The following is a 17,258-nucleotide window of genomic DNA, read 5'->3' as shown; positions in this document are numbered from 1 at the left end:
GGTCAGTCTTTCCGCTGCGGCTCGTGGACCGGCTGTGCCTGACCATCGATGGTATGGCCCTGGTTGGCCTGGGCGGTGTTCTGCACCGGCTGCACCGGGGGAACAGGCTGGGCTGGCGGTGGCGTAGGCTCGGCCGGCTTGTTCTCTTCTTCGCTCATGGCCTTGCGGAAGCCCTTGATCGACTCGCCCAGGTCGCTGCCGAAGTTCTTCAGCTTCTTGGTGCCGAAGACCAGCACCACGACGACCAGCAGGACGATCCAGTGTTTCCAGTCAAAGATACCCATTTCGTACTCCTGAACAATGTGTATTGGCCCTGTACGGGCCGTGTTTCCGTCAGGCAGACGGCTGGCGCGCGGCCTTCTCGTCGTGCCCGGACAAGCCGAAGCGCCGCTCCAGTTCATCCAGCACAGCCTGAGGGTGCTGGCCCAGGGCACTGAGCATCACCAGGCTGTGAAACCACAGGTCGGCTGTTTCGTAGATGACATCGCTGCAGTCTTTGCTGATGGCGGCGTCCTTGGCGGCGATGATGGTTTCCACCGACTCTTCACCGAGCTTTTCAAGGATCTTGTTCAAACCCTTGTGGTACAGGCTGGCCACGTAGGAGCTGTCTGGAGCCGCTTGCTTGCGTTCTTCCAGCACTTCGGCCAGGCGGTTGAGGGTGTCGCTCATGTCAGTGTCCTGCGCTGTAGATGGCATCGGGGTCTTTCAGGACCGGGTCGACGGTTTTCCACTGGCCGCCTTGATACACGCGGTAGAAGCAGCTTTCGCGACCGGTATGGCAGGCAATATGGCCCAGTTGCTCGACCATCAGGATGATCACGTCGGCATCGCAGTCCAGGCGCATTTCATGCAGCTTCTGCACGTGGCCGGACGCTTCACCCTTGCGCCACAGCTTGCCACGCGAACGCGACCAGTAGATAGCCCGTTCCTCGGCGGCCGTCAGGGCCAGCGCTTCGCGGTTCATCCAGGCCATCATCAGTACGCGTCCGGTCTTGTGGTCCTGGGCGATGGCCGGTACCAGGCCATCGCTGTTCCACTTGATCTCGTCCAGCCAGTCTTTCATCGTCGACTCCAAAGCCGGCCCGTTTCTGTCCCGGGCCCTTGCGCTAGTGTGCCAGCCGCAGGCGCGGCTGGCTATTGGCGCACGACCAGGTAAAGGCCTGCGGCCAGCATCAGCCAGGCCGGCCACGCCGCAGGGGCCGCCAGGCTGCCGGCCTGGGCCGCAGTGGCAGCCAGCACCGCCCCGCCGCCCAACAGGCCTGCACCCAACAGGCGCAGTGCCCAGTGGTCACCCTGGCGGCGCCGTTCAGGCAATTGTGGGTCGTGCAGGTGCGGCTGCGAGAGCCGTTCGAGCAGGTCGCGGGTCATGTTGGCCAGGTGCGGCAACTGTTCGACCTGGCTATGCAGGTTGCCGAGCACGGCCTTGGGGCTCATGCGGTCGCGCATCCAGCGTTCCAGGTAGGGCTTGGCAGTGCTCCACAGGTCCAGCTCGGGGTACAGCTGGCGGCCCAGGCCCTCGATGTTGAGCAAGGTCTTTTGCAACAGCACCAGTTGCGGCTGCACTTCCATGTTAAAGCGGCGCGCGGTCTGGAACAGGCGCATCAGTACCTGGCCGAACGAAATGTCCTTCAACGGCTTTTCGAAGATGGGCTCGCACACCGTACGGATTGCGGCTTCGAATTCGTTGACCTTGGTGTTGGCAGGCACCCAGCCGGAGTCGATGTGCAACTGGGCGACACGGCGGTAGTCGCGCTTGAAGAAGGCGATCAGGTTACGCGCCAGGTAGTCCTGGTCCTCGTCGGTCAGGCTGCCGACGATGCCGCAGTCGATGGCGATGTACTTCGGGCTCCACGGCTTGACGGTGCTGACGAAGATGTTGCCCGGGTGCATGTCGGCGTGGAAGAAACTGTCCCGGAACACCTGGGTGAAGAACACCTCCACACCCCGTTCGGCCAGCATCTTCATATCGGTGCCCTGGTCGGCCAGGGTGGCCATGTCGGTGACCGGCACGCCGTAGATGCGCTCCATCACCAGCACCTTGGGGCGGCACCAGTCCCAGTACACCTGGGGCACGTACATCAGGTCGGAGCCTTCGAAGTTGCGCCGCAGCTGGCTGGAGTTGGCCGCCTCACGCAGCAGGTCGAGCTCGTCGTAGATGGTTTTTTCGTAGTCGCACACCACGTCCACCGGGTGCAGGCGGCGGGCATCGGCAGAAATGCGCTCGGCGCCCTTGGCGATCAGGAACAGCCAGGCGATATCGGCGGCAATTACCGGTTTAAGGCCGGGGCGCACCACCTTTACCACCACTTCTTCACCGCTTTTCAGGCGTGCGGCATGCACCTGGGCCACCGAAGCAGACGCCAGGGGTTCCACGTCGAAACGGCTGAACACCTCGGCAACCGTGGCGCCGAGTTGCGCTTCGATCAGTGCCACGGCCTTCTGCGGGTCGAAGGGCGGTACCCGGTCCTGCAACAGCATCAGCTCGTCGGCGATGTCGGTGGGCAGCAGGTCGCGGCGGGTGGATAGCAGCTGGCCGAACTTGATGAAAATAGGCCCCAGGTCCTGCAATGCCAGGCGCAGGCGTGCACCGCGGCTGAGCTCGCTGGCGCGGCGGGGCAGCCAGCGCCAGGGCATCAGCAGGCGCAGGCTCATCAGCCACCAAGGCAGCGGGTAGTCGAACAGCAGGTCGTCCAGCCGGTACCGGATGACGACACGCTGAATACGGAAAAGGCGGCGGACGGCGAGCAACTTCATGCGTTATCGCTGGTATCAAGGGATCGGGAGAGGCGTTTGAGGCGCGCCTCGAGGCGTTCGGTGTCGAGCTTCAGGGTGTCTATTTCGCTGAAGGCCGCTTCGGCCTCGCGCTTGCCCACCAGTGTACGTGACTCTTCTGCCAGGTATTCAGACAGGCTCTGGCTCAAGCGGGCCAGGCTCTGGCGTGTCCAGCGGGCACGCAGGCGAACATGGCCTGCAAGCAGCGCAGTGGGCACGGGGCCCAGCCAGTTCTGCAGCTCGTGTTCCCAGTCCAGCTCCAGATCCTGGAGGATGCCGAACAGGTCGAGCAGTGCAGCGGTATCACCGTGCAGCTCCACCTGAGGGCTATGCAGCACGGCGGTTTTGTCCCGGGCCAGGGCCAGTTGGGCGAGGCTGCCGGCGGGGGCGCGCAGGGTGCAGTCAACGCTGCCTTCCCAACTGCTGGCGAGCATCAGCCCCTGCTCGTCCGGCAGGATGAACACCTGCAAGGCCGGTTGCCGGCAGTCGATCTCGATGACCTTGCCCTCCAGTGCAGCCAGGCGCGGCATGGCCGTGCTGTCCATGCGCAGGATGCGGTTGAGCCCGTGCTCCACGCTGGCGAGCAGCCCGGCCAGCAGCATCAGGGTTTGATCCCCCGGTGCACGGCAACGATGCCGCTGGTCATGTTGTGGTAGGTAACGCGGTCAAAGCCGGCTGCAACCATCATTGCCTTGAGGGTTTCCTGGTCCGGGTGCATGCGGATGGACTCGGCCAGGTAGCGGTAGCTTTCCGAATCGTTGGTGATCAGCTTGCCGGCCAGCGGCATGAAGGCGAACGAGTAGGCGTCGTAGGCCTTGGACATGAATTTGTTGGTCGGTTTGGAGAATTCCAGCACCAGCAGCCGCCCGCCAGGCTTGAGCACCCGCAGCATCGAGCGGATGGCGTCTTCCTTGTGGGTGACGTTGCGCAGGCCGAAGGCGATGGTCACGCAGTCGAAGTGGTTGTCGGGGAAGGGCAGCTTTTCGGCATCTGCCTGGACGAACTCGATATTGCCTGCCACGCCACGGTCGAGCAGGCGGTCGCGACCCACCTTGAGCATCGACTCGTTGATGTCAGCCAATACAACCTGGCCAGTCGGGCCGACCAGGCGCGAGAACTTGGCGGCCAGGTCCCCCGTGCCGCCGGCGATGTCCAGCACGCGGTTGCCGGTGCGTACGCCCGACAATTCGATGGTGAAGCGCTTCCAGAGGCGGTGCATGCCGCCGGAAAGCACGTCGTTCATCAGGTCGTACTTGGCGGCTACCGAATGGAACACTTCGGCGACTTTTTTCGCCTTCTGGCTTTCAGGCACATCCTGATAGCCAAAATGGGTGGTGGGTTCGGCGTGGTCGCCTTTGCGCTGGTCGTTCATATCGCTTCACCGAAAAAAATTACCGCCATTCTAGGGCGAACGCGCGGATTTGTCTTGGCGGGGTGTGCCGTTGGGCAGGGGCGGGCATAATGCCAATTATGTCTACATCTTCAGGAACACCTGCATGACCCAGATCAGCGTCGAACGCAAACACACCCTCGGCCGTGAGGCCGCCCGTGCCAAGGCGCAGGCGCTGGTCGACAAGCTCAGCCGCGAGTACGACTTGAAGGCCACCTGGAACGGCGACCGGGTCGATGTGGCCCGCAGTGGCGCCAACGGTAGTGTGCACATCGGTGAAGACAGCATTCGTGTCGACCTGAAGCTGGGCATGATGCTGTCGATGATGAGCGGCACCATCAAGGGCGAGATCGAACGCGCCCTGGACAAGGCACTGGTGTGAGTCACCGTGCGCATGCGCTGTTCACCTTAGGGTGACGTTTCTAAATTCACCTCCTACCTTGATGGTTTGGCCCACGGTTACGACGCACGGGTACGTGGCGCCTTGAAGCGCCTGGGTATTGCGTCTACACCTTCCGTTGAGGCGCGCGTAAACCACAAGGAGAGCAGGATGGCTGGCAAGAAGAACGCTGAAAAAGACGGTAGCTCCTGGGTCGGGGGGGTTGAGAAGTACTCCCGCAAGATCTGGCTGGCGGGGCTGGGCATCTATTCCAAAATCGATCAGGACGGCCCCAAGCTGTTCGACTCCCTGGTCAAGGATGGTGAGAAGGCCGAAAAGAAGGCCAGGAAAGCTGCCGATGACGTGGCCGACACCGCCAAGTCGTCTGCTTCTTCGCGCGTGGCAGGGGTGAAGGACCGGGCCCTGGGCAAATGGAGCGAACTGGAAGAGGCCTTCGACAAGCGCCTGAACAGTGCAATCTCGCGCCTGGGTGTGCCAAGCCGCAATGAGATCAAGGCCCTGCAAGGCCAGGTAGAGGCCCTTACCAAGCAGATCGAGAAGCTCACCGGCGCTTCGGCCAAGCCAGCTTCTACCCGTGCCGCTGCCGCCAAACCGGCTTCCGGCACTGCCGCCAAGCCACTGGCCAAGGCCACAGCGGCCAAGCCTGCGATCAGGACGGCGGCGGCCAAACCTGCAGCCGCCAAGCCGGCTGCTGCAAAAACCACCGCTGCGAAAAAACCTGCAACCCGAAAAGCCTCGGCCAAGCCAGCGGCTGCCCCGGCGGCATCTACCACCACGGCGTCCACTGCCGCTGGCGAGGGCCCACAGGCCTGACGCAAGTCAGTTTGCATGGGGTGGCCGGGGCCGCGTGATGGCTACCAGGCGTATGCCTTGGATTGTGTGGGGGCGTAGATCGAGCGCCGCGCTGGCGGCGCTCTGTCTCACAGGCGAAACCACCCTCAAGGTGGGCACTTGTCACCCCTGAGATAACCCTGCGCCAGGTGTTCAGCCGCAGCACGGGCAGCAGGTTGCAGGTGCGGGGCCACCAGCAGCATCACCTGATACACCACAACCCCCACATCCCCCTCGCGGCCCAGCACCCGCTGGTAATCCAGCGAGAACAACAAGGCCAGGGTGATCTGTTCCACCAACTGCCCCAACGCCTGGGTATCGCTCTCTACCAGCCCCTGGTCTTTGAGGCTCGCCAGCAGCGCCGCCAATGTATGCTTCAGCGCGTTGATCAGGCGGCGCATGCCACGGGCCAGCCTGGGCAGGCGCCCCACCAGGTTGGACATGTCCTGGAACAGGAACCGGTACTCGGCCATGCGCTCCACGATCAGGTGCAGGAACAACCAGTAGTCCTCGGCCTCCAGGCGCAGGTTCACAGGCGGGTCCAGCAAGGGCATCAACGCTTCCTCGAAGCGTTCGAACAGTTCCAGTATCAAAGGCTCCTTGCCGTGAAAGTGGTAATACAGGTTACCCGGGCTGATACCCAGCTCGTTGGCGATTTCCAGCGTGGAGACGTTAGGCTCGCCTTTGCCGTTGAACAGCGCCAGGGCGCAGGCAAGGATACGGTCGCGGGTTTTCATGCGGTCGGTACGCTCATCGGGTCAACACGTAAGTACCGGGTGCAGGGCCCAGCGCCGGGTAGGTGGCGTTGCCCGGTAGGCCTTTGGGCGGCCTGAGCGGGCCTGAGCGCGCTTTTATCCACGTCATCCATAGCGGCCACCAGCTGCCCTCGCTGCGCTGGGCATCATGGAACCAGGCACGTGGGTCGCCCGGCAGCTGCGGGTTGTCCAGGTAATACGCCTTGGGGTTGCCTGGGGGGTTGATGATGCTCTGGATATGCCCACTGTTGGCGAGTATGAAGCGGCGCTTGCCGCCCAGCAGGGTTGCCGAGCGATACACCGCGTCCCACGGGGTGATGTGATCGTTGCTGCCGGCCACTGTGAAACTGTCGATGTTGATCTGCTGCAGGTCGATGGACGAACCGCACACCTCAAGCCCCCCCGGCCGGGTCAGCGGGTTCAGCTTGAAGAAGTCCAGCAGGTCGCCATGCAGCGCGGCCGGCAGGCGGGTGTTGTCGGCGTTCCAGTAGAGGATGTCGAAGGCCGGGGGCGTCTTGCCCAGCAGGTAGTTGTTGACCCAGTAGTTCCAGATCAGGTCGTTGGGCCGCATCCAGGCGAATATCCTCGCGACTTCAGCACCGTCGAGCACCCCACGCTGGTAGGAGCGGCGTTTGGCAGCCTCGATGGTTTGCTCGTCGGCGAACAGGCTGGCGGGGCTGTCGAACGCGCTGTCCAGCAGGCTGACCAGGTAGGTGGCGCTGCGCACCCGGCGCAATTGTTGCCTGGCTTGCAGGTGGCCCTGAAGCGCGGCCATGGTCAGGCCGCCTGCACAGGCGCCAACCAGGTTGGGGTCACGGCTGCCACTGATGCTGCGGCAGGCGTTGAGCGCTGCTTCAAGCGCCGCCACGTAACTGGACAGCCCCCATTCGCGGTGACGGGCGTCGGGGTTGCGCCAGCTGACCATGTACACCTGCAAACCGTGTTTGAGCATGTACTGGACGAAGCTGTTGGCCGGGCTGAGGTCGAAGATGTAGTACTTGTTGATCTGGGGCGGCACCACCAGCAGCGGGCGCGCATGCTGCTTTTCGCTCATGGGCTGGTACTGGATCAGCTCCAGCACGTCGTTGCGAAACACCACGCTGCCAGGGGTGGTCGCCAGGTTGCTGCCCACTTCGAAGGCGCGCTCGTCCACCTGGCGCGGCAGCCCGCCATTGTGGCGCAGGTCCTCGAGCAGTTGAGCGGCGCCGCGCACCAGGCTCTGCCCCCCGGTATCGAACAGGGTTTTCACGGCCTGGGGGTTGAGCAGCGAATTGCTCGGTGCCAGGGCGTCGTTGAGCAGGTTGAACAGAAAGTGCACCCGGGCCCGGTCGTCCTCGTCCAGGTGGCTTTCGTCGATCCACGCCCGGGTTTGTCCCTGCCACGCCAGCCACGCTTGCAGGCCGCGGCGGTAAAGCGGGTTTTCGCGCCAGGTGGGGTCGCTGAAACGGCCATCGCGCGGGTTGGGCTGGTGGGGTGTGTCCCCCAGCAGCACCCGGCCCAACTGGCCACCCAGCGCCAGCAGGTGGCCGGCGGTGTGCAATGGGTGGCGCAGCCCATGGCGCCCGACGCTGCGCAGGGTGGATACCAGGTCCCGGCCGCGCAGGCCGACCATGGCATTTTCCATCTGCAGTTCGACGGTGTGGGGCGCCCGGGTGCCTGCGGCCGGTTTGTCTGTCATGGCAACACTCCTTGTGCACTCCATTTGCGGCTAAGCGTGTGGCGATCAACCGCCCGAGGCGGGGCGCGGGTGCATCACGGCGCGCTGACGCTCCTGCTCCAGGAACTTCATGATGAGCGGGGCCACTGCTTCGGCCCGGGTAATCAGGAACAGGTGGCCGTCGTCGATAATGTGTAGCTGGGCATTGGGAATACGCCAGGCCAGCAGGCGCATATTGATCAGGGGGATCAGCGGGTCGTCGTCGCCGGCCAGCACCAGGGTAGGCTGGCGGATCTTGTGCAGCCAGTGGATGCTGGTCCAGCCAAGCCCGGCGAACAGTTGCCAGTAATAGCCGGTCTTGCCGCCGGAGCGCACCTTGGCGGCGTGATGCAGGGCCAGATCCGGGTCACGGCGGAACCCGCCGCCGTAGATCAGCGGGGCGATACGCAGCACGTGAGACGGCTGGATGTAGCGGCGGGGGCTGGCCATCATCCACAGCACCTTGGGCTTGCCCGGCACCATGAACGCGCCGGCTGCGGTGGCGGCAAGCACCAGCTTCTTGCAGCGCTCGGGGTAGTCGTGGGCGAACTGCTGGGCCAGCGCGCCGCCCCAGGACACGCCGATGACGTTGACCTGGCCGTAATCGAGGTAGTCGAGCATGCGTGCGGTGAGCTTGGCCAACCCCGGGAAGCGGTAGGGATGGCGCGGTGTCGATGAGCCCCCGACACCGGGGACGTCGAAGGCGATCACCTCCAGGTCCGGGTCCAGCGCTTCGATGAACGGAAAGACCAGTTCCAGGTTGGCGCCAATCCCGTTGAAGATCAGCAGGGGTGTGAGGTGGGGTTTGCCCGGGCGAACGGCGGTACGGATGGACTGGTTGTCCAGCTCGACCGTTCTGAAAATATAGGGTTGCGGCATGCGCGTGGCTCTTGGGTGAAGTAGACACCGTGGCGCCATGCAGCGCGCCACGGGCAATGGCTCAACGTTCGTGAACGTAGGTGCCGGGTGCGGCCTCGCCGGCTGGGTAGGTGCGGTTGCCCAGGCGGGTGGGGGCCTTTTTCAGCTCGCCGGCCCGTTCGGCCAGCCAGCCCTGCCAGTACAGCCACCAGGAGTCGGCATGCTTGATGGCGTTCTCTTGCCAGGCCACCGGGTCGCCGGGGCGGTCGTCCCCGGTCATGAAGCGCGCCTTGGGGTTGCCCGGCGGGTTGAGAATGCTCTGGATATGCCCGCTGTTGGACAGCACGAACGCTACCTTGCCGCCGAACAGGTGCGCCGAGCGATAGCACGACTGCCAGGGGGTGATGTGGTCGGCGGTGCCAGCCACGCTGAAGATGTCGCACTGCACCTGCTTGAGGTCGATGGCCGTGCCGCAGACTTCCAGGCCACCGGGGCGGGTCAGCGGGTTGTTCTTGAACATCTCGATCAGGTCACCATGAAAGCCTGCCGGCAGGCGCGTGGTGTCGTTGTTCCAGAACAGGATGTCGAAGACCGGAGGCTCGTTGCCCAGCAGGTAGTTGTTGACCCAGTAATTCCAGATCAGGTCGTTGGGGCGCATCCAGGCGAACACCTTGGCCATGTCGCTGCCTTCCAGCACGCCGGCCTGGTAGGAGTGGCGCTTGGCAGCCTCCAGGGTCTGCTCGTCGACGAACAACGCCACCTGGGTATCGACGGTGGTGTCGAGCACGCTCACCAGCAGCGTCAGGGCGTTGACCTTGTGCTCGCCCAGGGCGGCGTAGTGGCCCAGCAGGGCTGTACAGGTAATGCCACCAGAGCAGGCACCGAGCATGTTCAGGTCCTTGCTACCGGTGATGGCCAGCACCGCATCGACGGCTTCCTTGAGCGCATCGATGTAGGTGGACAAGCCCCATTCGCGCTGGGCCTTGGTCGGGTTGCGCCAGCTGATGATGAAGGTCTGCTGTTGCGAGCGCAGGCAGAACCGCGCCAGGCTCTTTTCCGGGCTCAGGTCGAACACATAGAACTTGTTGATTTGCGGGGGCACCACCAGCAAGGGCCGCGCATGCACCTGTTCGGTGATGGGGCTGTACTGGATCAGCTCGAGCACATCGTTGCGGTACACCACGGCGCCTTCGCTGGTGCCCAGGTTCTTGCCCACCTCGAAGGCCTTCATGTTCACCTGGCTGGGCATGCCGCCGTTATGCACCACGTCGCGGGCAAGGTTCGACAGCCCATCGAGCAGGCTCTTGCCGCCGGTTTCGAAGAAGCGCTTAAGCGCAGCTGGGTTGGACAGGGTGTTGGTAGGGGCCATGGCTTCGGTCATCAGGTTGATGACAAACTGCCCTCGGCTGATGTCTTGGGGCGACAGGTCGCTGCTGGCGATCCAGTCTTGCAGCTCGCTGCGCCAGGCCAGGTAGGTTTGCAGGTAGCGGCGGTACAGCGGGTTCTGGCTCCATGCCGGGTCGTTGAAGCGGCGGTCGTCCTGTTCCGGGGCCAGGCTCGACTTGCCCAGCAGCACGTTTTTCAGTTCCAGGCCGAAATGGGCCACGTGCTTGGCACTGTGCAGCGGTTGGCGTATGGCCTGGCGCAGCACAGTGCGCGCCGAGCTCAGTAGGTCCTTGCGCCGGATGCCGATCACCGGGTTCAGGCCAAGGGTGTTTTCCGAGGCCTGCCGCTGCAGATCATCATTGTTCTTGCTACTCATCTACGACGCTCCGTTGTCCTGAGACGAGTACCGCTGCTGTAGGGCAAGCACAGCCCTGAGCCCGGTACGCCTGCTCGGGTAACCAGTGATAAGGATCAGCGGTGCTGCAAGCATTCTGCTTGCCGGCAGGGGGGGTGCAGGTAAATGGCCACCTACATTGGTTACCCCAGTTTCATGTAATGCGCAAGACAGCCCTGCACAGGGCGGCCTGCACTACAGTCAAGCAGACGAGGAGGGAGGGTGCGCAGAAAAGGCTAGGAGGCGCAGCCTAGAGCATGATCTTGACGACGGACTCGGCGGGGTCGCGGGACTTGCCGGCCCTGTGCAGTTCGTCGAGGTACTCGGCCCACAGCGCTTGCTGGCGCAGGCACAGTTGCTCCAGGTATTCCCAGGTGAACAGGCCGCTGTCGTGGCCGTCGTCGAAGGTGAGCTTCAGGGCATACTGCCCGGCAGGCTCCAGGCCACTGAGGCCGACATTGATCTTGCCAAATTGCAGGATGGGATTGCCATGCCCCTGCACCTCGGCCGAAGGCGAGTGCACGCGCAAAAACTCGGCAGGCAGGTGGTACACCTCGTCAGCCCCATAGGTAAGGCTGAGGGTTTTCGAGGCTTTATGCAGGTTGATGGCGGTAGGCATGCGAGCCATAACATCCTCTTTTTGAGCTTCAAGTGGCAAGCTTCAAGCTTCAAGCTTCGAGCCGTGATATTCAAGCCATCCGTAATCGACCTGAAGAAAACAGCCGCTGCAAGCGACGCATCTCAGCTTGTCGCTTGCAGCTAACCACTTGCAGCTTTAGAGGATGTAGCGGGAGAGGTCTTCGTTTTGGGCCAGTTCGCCGAGGTGGCCGTTCACGTAGGCGGCATCGATCAGGATCGGCGCTTCGTCATGGGTGCTGGCCAGGTCGCCTGCGCTGAACGAAACTTCCTCCAGCAGGCGTTCGAGCAGGGTATGCAGGCGGCGGGCACCGATGTTTTCGGTCTTTTCATTGACCTGGTAGGCGATCTCGGCCAGGCGCTTGATGCCGTCGGCGACGAACTCGATGTTCAGCCCCTCGGTCTTGAGCAGCGCCTGGTACTGCTCGGTCAGCGAGGCGTGTGGTTCGCGCAGGATGCGTTCGAAGTCTTCCGGGGTCAGCGCCTTGAGTTCCACACGGATCGGCAGGCGGCCTTGCAGCTCCGGCACCAGGTCGCTCGGCTTGCTCAGGTGGAACGCGCCCGAGGCGATGAACAGGATATGGTCAGTCTTGACCATGCCCAGCTTGGTATTGACCGTGCAGCCTTCGATCAGCGGCAGCAGGTCGCGCTGCACGCCCTCGCGGGATACATCGGCACCGCCAACGTTGCCACGCTTGGCCACTTTGTCGATTTCGTCGATGAACACGATACCGTGCTGTTCGACAGCTTCCAGCGCCTTGGCCTTGAGCTCTTCTTCGTTGACCAGGCGGCCCGCTTCTTCGTCGCGGACCATTTTCAGCGCCTCTTTCACCTTCAGCTTGCGGGTCTTGCGCTTGCCTTTGCCCATATTGGCAAACAGGCTCTGCAGCTGATTGGTCATTTCTTCCATGCCGGGTGGTGCAGCAATTTCGACACCGACGGCGTCAGCCACTTCGATCTCGATTTCCTTGTCGTCCAGCTGGCCTTCGCGCAGGCGCTTGCGGAACAGCTGGCGGGTGTTGGAATCGTTACTCGTCTGTGCGGCTTCCTCGCTGAAGCTGCCAGGGCGCGCCTGCGGCAGCAAGACATCGAGAATGCGGTCTTCGGCGGCGTCTTCGGCACGGTGGCGTACGCGAATGATCTCCTGCTCGCGCAGCATTTTCAGCGCGGCATCGGCCAGGTCACGGATGATGGACTCCACGTCGCGGCCAACGTAGCCCACTTCGGTGAACTTGGTGGCTTCGACCTTGATGAACGGCGCATTGGCCAGCTTGGCCAGGCGACGGGCGATTTCGGTTTTGCCGACACCGGTTGGGCCAATCATCAGAATGTTCTTGGGCGTCACCTCGGCGCGCAGCTCGGCAGGCAGTTGCATGCGCCGCCAGCGGTTGCGCAGGGCAATGGCCACGGCGCGCTTGGCGTCGTCCTGGCCGATGATGTGGCGGTTGAGTTCGTGGACGATTTCGCGGGGGGTCATGGACATGATGGGTACGGTCCTCGGGCGAGTGGGATCAGCGTGGAAAAGCCCTGCCACCGGGGCGGGGCGCCAGAACAGCTGATCACTCGGCCAGGTCCTGCTCCTCGATGGTCAGGTTGTGGTTGGTGAACACGCAGATGTCACCGGCGATATTCAAGGCGGTTTCGGCGATTTCACGGGCCGAAAGGTCGGTCTTGTTCAGCAGGGCGCGGGCTGCAGCCTGGGCGTAGGCACCGCCGGAACCCATGGCGATCAGGCCATCCTCGGGCTCGACCACGTCACCATTGCCGGTGATGATCAGCGAGGCGTCCTTGTTGGCCACAGCCAGCATGGCTTCCAGGCGGCTCAACGAGCGGTCGGTACGCCATTCCTTGGCCAGCTCGACGGCGGCGCGTATCAGGTGGCCCTGGTGTTTTTCCAGCTGGCCTTCGAAGCGCTCGAACAGGGTGAAGGCATCGGCGGTGGCACCGGCGAAGCCTGCGATGACCTGGCCGTGGTACAGGCGGCGCACCTTCTTGGCGTTGCCTTTCATCACGGTATTGCCGAGCGATACCTGGCCGTCGCCGCCCATGACGACTTTGCCATTACGGCGAACAGAAACGATGGTGGTCAAGGGAGAGTCTCCACGCAGCGGGGCGAAAGTGCCTGATGCAGACTCATATGGGGGTGGGTTGGCTGAGCTTCAAGCTTTAAGCGGCAAGCGGCAAGAAAAAGCGGTTCGGCGCCGTGCCGACTTTTTCTTGCAGCTTGCCGCTTGCCGCTTGCCGCTTGCCGCTTAAGGCTTGCAGCTTGCGGCTGCTGGTCAGGCTCCGTGGCAGATATGGCCGTCGACCAACGTGTAACGCACCGCGCCTGGCAGGCAGTGGCCGATGAACGGGCAGTTCTGGCCACGGGAGTACCACTGCTCACCTGCCAAGGTGGAGGCTTGCGGGTCGAACAGCACCAGGTCGGCTGCAGCCCCAACCTGCAACTGCCCGGCCGGCAGGCGCATGGCCGCCGCCGGGCCGCTGCTCAGGCGCGCCAGCAGGGTCGGCAGGTCGAGCAGGCCGTCCTGCACCAAGGTCATGGCCAGCGGCAGCAACAGCTCTACGCTGCTGATGCCAGGCTCTGTGGCACCGAACGGCGCCAGCTTGGCATCGCGCTCATGGGGCTGGTGATGGCTGGAAATCGCCTGGATCACCCCGGCCTTTACCGCCTCGCGCAGGCCATCGCGGTCGGCAGCGGTGCGCAGCGGTGGCTGCACGTGGTAGAGGCTGGAAAACTCACGCAGCGATTCGTCGGTGAGGATCAGCTGGTAAAGCGCCACATCGGCGGTCACCGGCAACCCCAGGCCTTGGGCCTGGGCGATCAGGCGTGCGCCACGGGCGCTGGTGATCTGGGTGAAATGGGCGCGCACACCGGTCTGTTCCACCAGCAACAGGTTGCGCGCCAGGGCCACGGTTTCGGCGGTTTCCGGGATGCCCGGCAAGCCAAGGAAACTGGCCATGGCGCCTTCGTGGGCCAGCCCGCCCTGGGCCAGGTCGCGATCCTGGGAGTGGAACACCACGGTCAGGTCGAACGTGGCAGCATATTCCAGCGCCCGCGCCAGGGTGCGGTTGTTGGGGATTTCCTTCAGGCCGTTGCCGAACGCCACGCAGCCGGTGTCGCGCAGGGCGACCAGTTCGGCCAGTTGCTCGCCTTCCAGGCCCTTGGTCAGGGCACCGATAGGGTACACCTTGCTGTTGGCCGCTTCCCGGGCACGGTCCAGGATCAGCTCGGTCACGGCCGAGGTATCCAGTACCGGCTTGGTTTGTGGCGGGCAGCACAGGCTGGTGACGCCGCCGGCTACGGCGGCCCGGGTTTCACTGGCGATGGTGCCCTTGCGGCTGTAGCCCGGCTCGCGCAGAGACACGCCCAGGTCGACAAGGCCCGGTGCGGCGACCAGGCCATCGGCCTGGATCGTGCGGCTGGCGCTGAAGCCGGCCGGTGCTGCGCCAATGGCGGCGATGCGGCCACCGTCCAGGTGCAGGTCGGTGACCTGGTCCAGGCCACTGACAGGGTCGATGACCCGTGCGCCGAGAATGCTGAGGGTCACTGGGCGTTCTCCTGGTCGTATTGACGTTGGGCGTTTTGCCCGCTCATTGCCATGGACAGCACGGCCATGCGCACGGCGATGCCGTAGGTAACCTGGTTGAGAATCACCGAATGCTTGCCGTCGGCCACTGCCGACTCGATCTCCACGCCACGGTTGATCGGCCCGGGGTGCATGACGATGGCGTCGGGTTTGGCGCCGGCCAGGCGTGCGGTGGTCAGGCCGAACAGACGGTAGAACTCGCCTTCGCTGGGCAGCAGGCCGCCGGCCATGCGCTCACGCTGCAGGCGCAGCATGATCACCACGTCCACATCCTTCAGGCCTTCGGCGAGGTCGGTATAAACCTTGACGCCGTACTGCTCGATACCGATGGGGATCAGGGTTTTCGGGCCGATCACGCGGATGTCCGGGCAACCCAGCGCCTTGAGCGCCAGCATGTCGGAGCGGGCCACGCGCGAGTGCAGGATGTCGCCGACGATGGCCACCGACAGGTTCTCGAAGCTGCCCTTGTGCCGACGGATGGTGAGCATGTCGAGCATGCCCTGGGTCGGGTGCGCATGGCGACCGTCGCCACCGTTGATCACGGCAACTTCCGGGCACACGTGTTCGGCGATGAAGTGCGCAGCGCCAGAGTCGGAATGGCGCACCACGAACATGTCGGCGGCCATGGCCTCCAGGTTGCGCAAGGTGTCGAACAGGGTTTCGCCCTTGCTAGTCGAGGAGGTCGACACGTTCAGGCTGATCACGTCGGCCGAAAGCCGCTGGGCCGCCAGTTCGAAGGTGGTGCGGGTACGGGTGGAGTTTTCGAAGAACACGTTGCACACGGTCTTGCCGCGCAGCAGCGGGACTTTTTTCACCGCCCGGGCGCCCACTTCGAGAAAGGAGTCGGCGGTGTCGAGGATTTCGGTGAGCAGTTCGCGGGGCAAACCGTCGAGCGAGAGAAAGTGGCGCAGCTGGCCCTGGTCATTGAGCTGCAGCGGGCGCTTGGCGTCGATTGGCGTCATCGCGGGGGACTCTTAAAGGGCGGAAGCGGGGGCGAGGTCCTGGCGCTCGAGGGCGAGCGGTGCGGGTCCGGACAATTTTACCCGTTCATGGGCCGCCAGTGACAGGGTGGCACCCAGCACATTCGGGCGAATGGGCAGCTCGCCTGCGTCCAGGTCCAGCAGGCAGACCAGGGTAACGCTGGCCGGGCGGCCGTAGTCGAACAGTTCGTTCAGGGCGGCGCGGATGGTACGGCCGCTCATCAACACGTCATCCACCAGCACCAGGTGCTGGCCCTCGACCTCGAACGGCAGCTCGGAAGGGCGTACCTGCGGGTGCAGGCCGTTCTGGCTGAAGTCGTCGCGGTAGAACGAAACGTCCAGGGCACCCATGGGGCTGGCGTCGCCCATGGCTTCCTGCAGGGCTTGGGCAACCCAGACGCCGCCCGTACGGATACCGATATAGCGCGGCTCGGTGATGCCGCGGCGTGCCAGATGGGCACGCAGGTCGACCGCCATCTGCCGAATCAGCGCGGCGGGATCGGGTAGGCTCATAACAGGCTCCTCGCAAGGGTGCGCCGGTGGGTGGCCGGCAGCAGAAGTGATCAGGTATTGGCCTCCAGCCAGCCCTGCAGCAGCAGCGCAGCGGCAATGGCATCGACCGGGTTGTCGCGGTAGCTGCCGCGCTGGCCGCCCCGGGCCATGCGTTCACCTTTGGCCTCGAAGGTGGTCAGGCGCTCGTCGTGGGTATGCACGGGCAGGTTGAAACGGCCATTGAGGCGGCGGGCGAATTTCTCGGCGCGGGCGCTCATTTCGCTGGGGGTGCCGTCCATGTTCAGGGGCAGGCCGACGACGATGGCGTCAGGTTTCCACTCGGTGATCAGGCGTTCTACCTGTGCCCAGTCCGGCACACCATTCTGCGCTTTCAGGGTGCACAGTTCGCGGGCCTGGCCGGTAACGACCTGGCCCACTGCAACGCCAATCTGCTTGCTGCCATAGTCGAAACCCAGCAGCAGGCGGGGTTCGGCAGGCTGCTCGGCCATCAGGCGTGCCCCGCCTGGCTGGTGAGCAGGTGCAGGTTGATGCCCAGGCTGGCAGCGGCCGCTTCGAGGCGCAGGTCGCTGGCCAGGCCAAAGATGATTTCCGGGTCGAACGGGCAGTTGAGCCAGGCGTTGTCGGCCAGCTCGGCCTCCAGTTGGCCTGCTTCCCAGCCGGCGTACCCCAGGGTGATCAGGCTTTTTTGCGGGCCCACGCCCTCGGCGATGGCAAACAGCACGTCCTGGGAGGTGGACAACGACACGCCCTCCAGCTCGACAGTGGCCTGGTAGGTGCACTCGCTGGTGTGCAGCACGAACCCACGGTCGGTCTGCACCGGCCCGCCTTGGTAAATGGGTACCTGCAGGGTGCTGGCTGCGGGCACTTCATCCGGGCGCAACTGCTCGAGGATGTCGGCCAGGTTCAGCTCCTGGGGCCGGTTCACCACAAGCCCCATGGCCCCATGGGCGTTGTGCTCGACGATGTACGTGAGGGTCTGGGCGAAGTTCGGGTCGGCCATGTGCGGCATGGCGATCAGGAACTGGTGCTTGAGGTAGCTCGGCGTGAGGGTCTTCAT

20 protein-coding genes are annotated in these 17,258 nt (G+C 64.0%); 2 read left to right on the top strand and 18 right to left on the bottom strand.

What is annotated here, in order from left to right; all coding sequences use genetic code 11:
* Positions 1-2: 2 nt before the first annotated feature.
* The 6 genes from APH25_RS00805 to ubiE form a co-directional block, all read right to left on the bottom strand.
* Positions 3-284: a twin-arginine translocase TatA/TatE family subunit gene (locus APH25_RS00805; protein ID WP_028631946.1), complete on the bottom strand. Its 282-nt coding sequence runs from the start codon at positions 282-284 to the stop codon at positions 3-5.
* Between the two features lie 49 nt (positions 285-333).
* Positions 334-669 carry a phosphoribosyl-ATP diphosphatase gene (locus APH25_RS00800; RefSeq protein ID WP_028631945.1) on the bottom strand — a complete coding sequence of 112 codons (336 nt, stop codon included), beginning with the start codon at positions 667-669 and terminating at the stop codon, positions 334-336.
* Between the two features lies 1 nt (position 670).
* The gene (gene hisI, locus APH25_RS00795) at positions 671-1,063 is read right to left on the bottom strand and encodes a phosphoribosyl-AMP cyclohydrolase (RefSeq protein WP_028631944.1); all 393 of its coding nucleotides are present in this window, start codon (positions 1,061-1,063) and stop codon (positions 671-673) included.
* A 71-nt stretch (positions 1,064-1,134) separates the two neighbouring features.
* Positions 1,135-2,754, bottom strand: a complete 1,620-nt coding sequence (ubiB, locus tag APH25_RS00790; RefSeq protein ID WP_060480755.1) for a ubiquinone biosynthesis regulatory protein kinase UbiB — start codon at positions 2,752-2,754, stop codon at positions 1,135-1,137.
* Positions 2,751-3,374, bottom strand: coding sequence for an SCP2 domain-containing protein (locus APH25_RS00785; RefSeq protein ID WP_028631942.1), 624 nt, complete (start codon positions 3,372-3,374; stop codon positions 2,751-2,753). The genes ubiB and APH25_RS00785 overlap by 4 nt, the downstream gene beginning before the upstream one ends.
* Complete coding sequence (gene ubiE, locus APH25_RS00780) at positions 3,374-4,144, bottom strand: bifunctional demethylmenaquinone methyltransferase/2-methoxy-6-polyprenyl-1,4-benzoquinol methylase UbiE (protein ID WP_028631941.1); 771 nt, start codon at positions 4,142-4,144, stop codon at positions 3,374-3,376. Before ubiE ends, APH25_RS00785 begins: the two co-directional genes overlap by 1 nt.
* A gap of 124 nt (positions 4,145-4,268) precedes the next feature.
* Between ubiE and APH25_RS00775 the strand changes: the two genes are divergently transcribed.
* On the top strand, positions 4,269-4,544 hold the full coding sequence (locus APH25_RS00775; RefSeq protein ID WP_028631940.1) for a polyhydroxyalkanoic acid system family protein: 276 nt from the start codon (positions 4,269-4,271) through the stop codon (positions 4,542-4,544).
* A gap of 168 nt (positions 4,545-4,712) precedes the next feature.
* Complete coding sequence (locus tag APH25_RS00770) at positions 4,713-5,375, top strand: phasin family protein (protein ID WP_060480754.1); 663 nt, start codon at positions 4,713-4,715, stop codon at positions 5,373-5,375.
* A gap of 125 nt (positions 5,376-5,500) precedes the next feature.
* On the opposite strand, the gene APH25_RS00765 is transcribed toward APH25_RS00770, so the two are convergent.
* The 12 genes from APH25_RS00765 to APH25_RS00710 all read right to left on the bottom strand — a co-directional run bounded on the left by APH25_RS00765 (position 5,501) and on the right by APH25_RS00710 (position 17,258).
* On the bottom strand, positions 5,501-6,130 hold the full coding sequence (locus APH25_RS00765; RefSeq protein WP_060480753.1) for a TetR/AcrR family transcriptional regulator: 630 nt from the start codon (positions 6,128-6,130) through the stop codon (positions 5,501-5,503).
* Between the two features lie 13 nt (positions 6,131-6,143).
* Positions 6,144-7,826 (bottom strand): class II poly(R)-hydroxyalkanoic acid synthase, encoded by a 1,683-nt coding sequence (phaC, locus tag APH25_RS00760; protein WP_060480752.1) that lies wholly within the window; start codon positions 7,824-7,826, stop codon positions 6,144-6,146.
* A 45-nt stretch (positions 7,827-7,871) separates the two neighbouring features.
* Positions 7,872-8,723 (bottom strand): poly(3-hydroxyalkanoate) depolymerase, encoded by an 852-nt coding sequence (gene phaZ, locus APH25_RS00755; protein ID WP_060480751.1) that lies wholly within the window; start codon positions 8,721-8,723, stop codon positions 7,872-7,874.
* Positions 8,724-8,784: 61 nt separating this feature from the next.
* A complete protein-coding gene (phaC, locus tag APH25_RS00750) occupies positions 8,785-10,464 on the bottom strand; it encodes a class II poly(R)-hydroxyalkanoic acid synthase (RefSeq protein ID WP_060480750.1) in 1,680 nt (559 codons plus the stop codon).
* Positions 10,465-10,732: 268 nt separating this feature from the next.
* On the bottom strand, positions 10,733-11,110 hold the full coding sequence (locus tag APH25_RS00745; protein ID WP_060480749.1) for a gamma-butyrobetaine hydroxylase-like domain-containing protein: 378 nt from the start codon (positions 11,108-11,110) through the stop codon (positions 10,733-10,735).
* Between the two features lie 147 nt (positions 11,111-11,257).
* Positions 11,258-12,601, bottom strand: a complete 1,344-nt coding sequence (gene hslU / locus APH25_RS00740) for an ATP-dependent protease ATPase subunit HslU (RefSeq protein ID WP_028631933.1) — start codon at positions 12,599-12,601, stop codon at positions 11,258-11,260.
* Between the two features lie 76 nt (positions 12,602-12,677).
* Positions 12,678-13,208 (bottom strand): ATP-dependent protease subunit HslV, encoded by a 531-nt coding sequence (gene hslV / locus APH25_RS00735; protein WP_023533032.1) that lies wholly within the window; start codon positions 13,206-13,208, stop codon positions 12,678-12,680.
* Positions 13,209-13,397: 189 nt separating this feature from the next.
* Positions 13,398-14,669 carry a dihydroorotase gene (locus APH25_RS00730; RefSeq protein WP_060480748.1) on the bottom strand — a complete coding sequence of 424 codons (1,272 nt, stop codon included), beginning with the start codon at positions 14,667-14,669 and terminating at the stop codon, positions 13,398-13,400.
* The gene (locus APH25_RS00725; protein WP_060480747.1) at positions 14,666-15,670 is read right to left on the bottom strand and encodes an aspartate carbamoyltransferase catalytic subunit; all 1,005 of its coding nucleotides are present in this window, start codon (positions 15,668-15,670) and stop codon (positions 14,666-14,668) included. Before APH25_RS00725 ends, APH25_RS00730 begins: the two co-directional genes overlap by 4 nt.
* A 12-nt stretch (positions 15,671-15,682) precedes the next feature.
* Complete coding sequence (gene pyrR / locus APH25_RS00720; protein ID WP_028631930.1) at positions 15,683-16,201, bottom strand: bifunctional pyr operon transcriptional regulator/uracil phosphoribosyltransferase PyrR; 519 nt, start codon at positions 16,199-16,201, stop codon at positions 15,683-15,685.
* 50 nt (positions 16,202-16,251) lie between these two features.
* The gene (gene ruvX / locus APH25_RS00715) at positions 16,252-16,689 is read right to left on the bottom strand and encodes a Holliday junction resolvase RuvX (RefSeq protein WP_060480746.1); all 438 of its coding nucleotides are present in this window, start codon (positions 16,687-16,689) and stop codon (positions 16,252-16,254) included.
* The gene (locus APH25_RS00710; RefSeq protein ID WP_028631928.1) at positions 16,689-17,258 is read right to left on the bottom strand and encodes a YqgE/AlgH family protein; all 570 of its coding nucleotides are present in this window, start codon (positions 17,256-17,258) and stop codon (positions 16,689-16,691) included. Before APH25_RS00710 ends, ruvX begins: the two co-directional genes overlap by 1 nt.

The sequence above is a fragment of the Pseudomonas sp. NBRC 111119 genome (assembly GCF_001320125.1).
GTDB classification, from domain to species: Bacteria; Pseudomonadota; Gammaproteobacteria; order Pseudomonadales; family Pseudomonadaceae; genus Aquipseudomonas; species Aquipseudomonas parafulva.
Note: the sequence above shows the minus strand (reverse complement) of the source record. Positions and strands in the feature narration are given on the sequence as shown.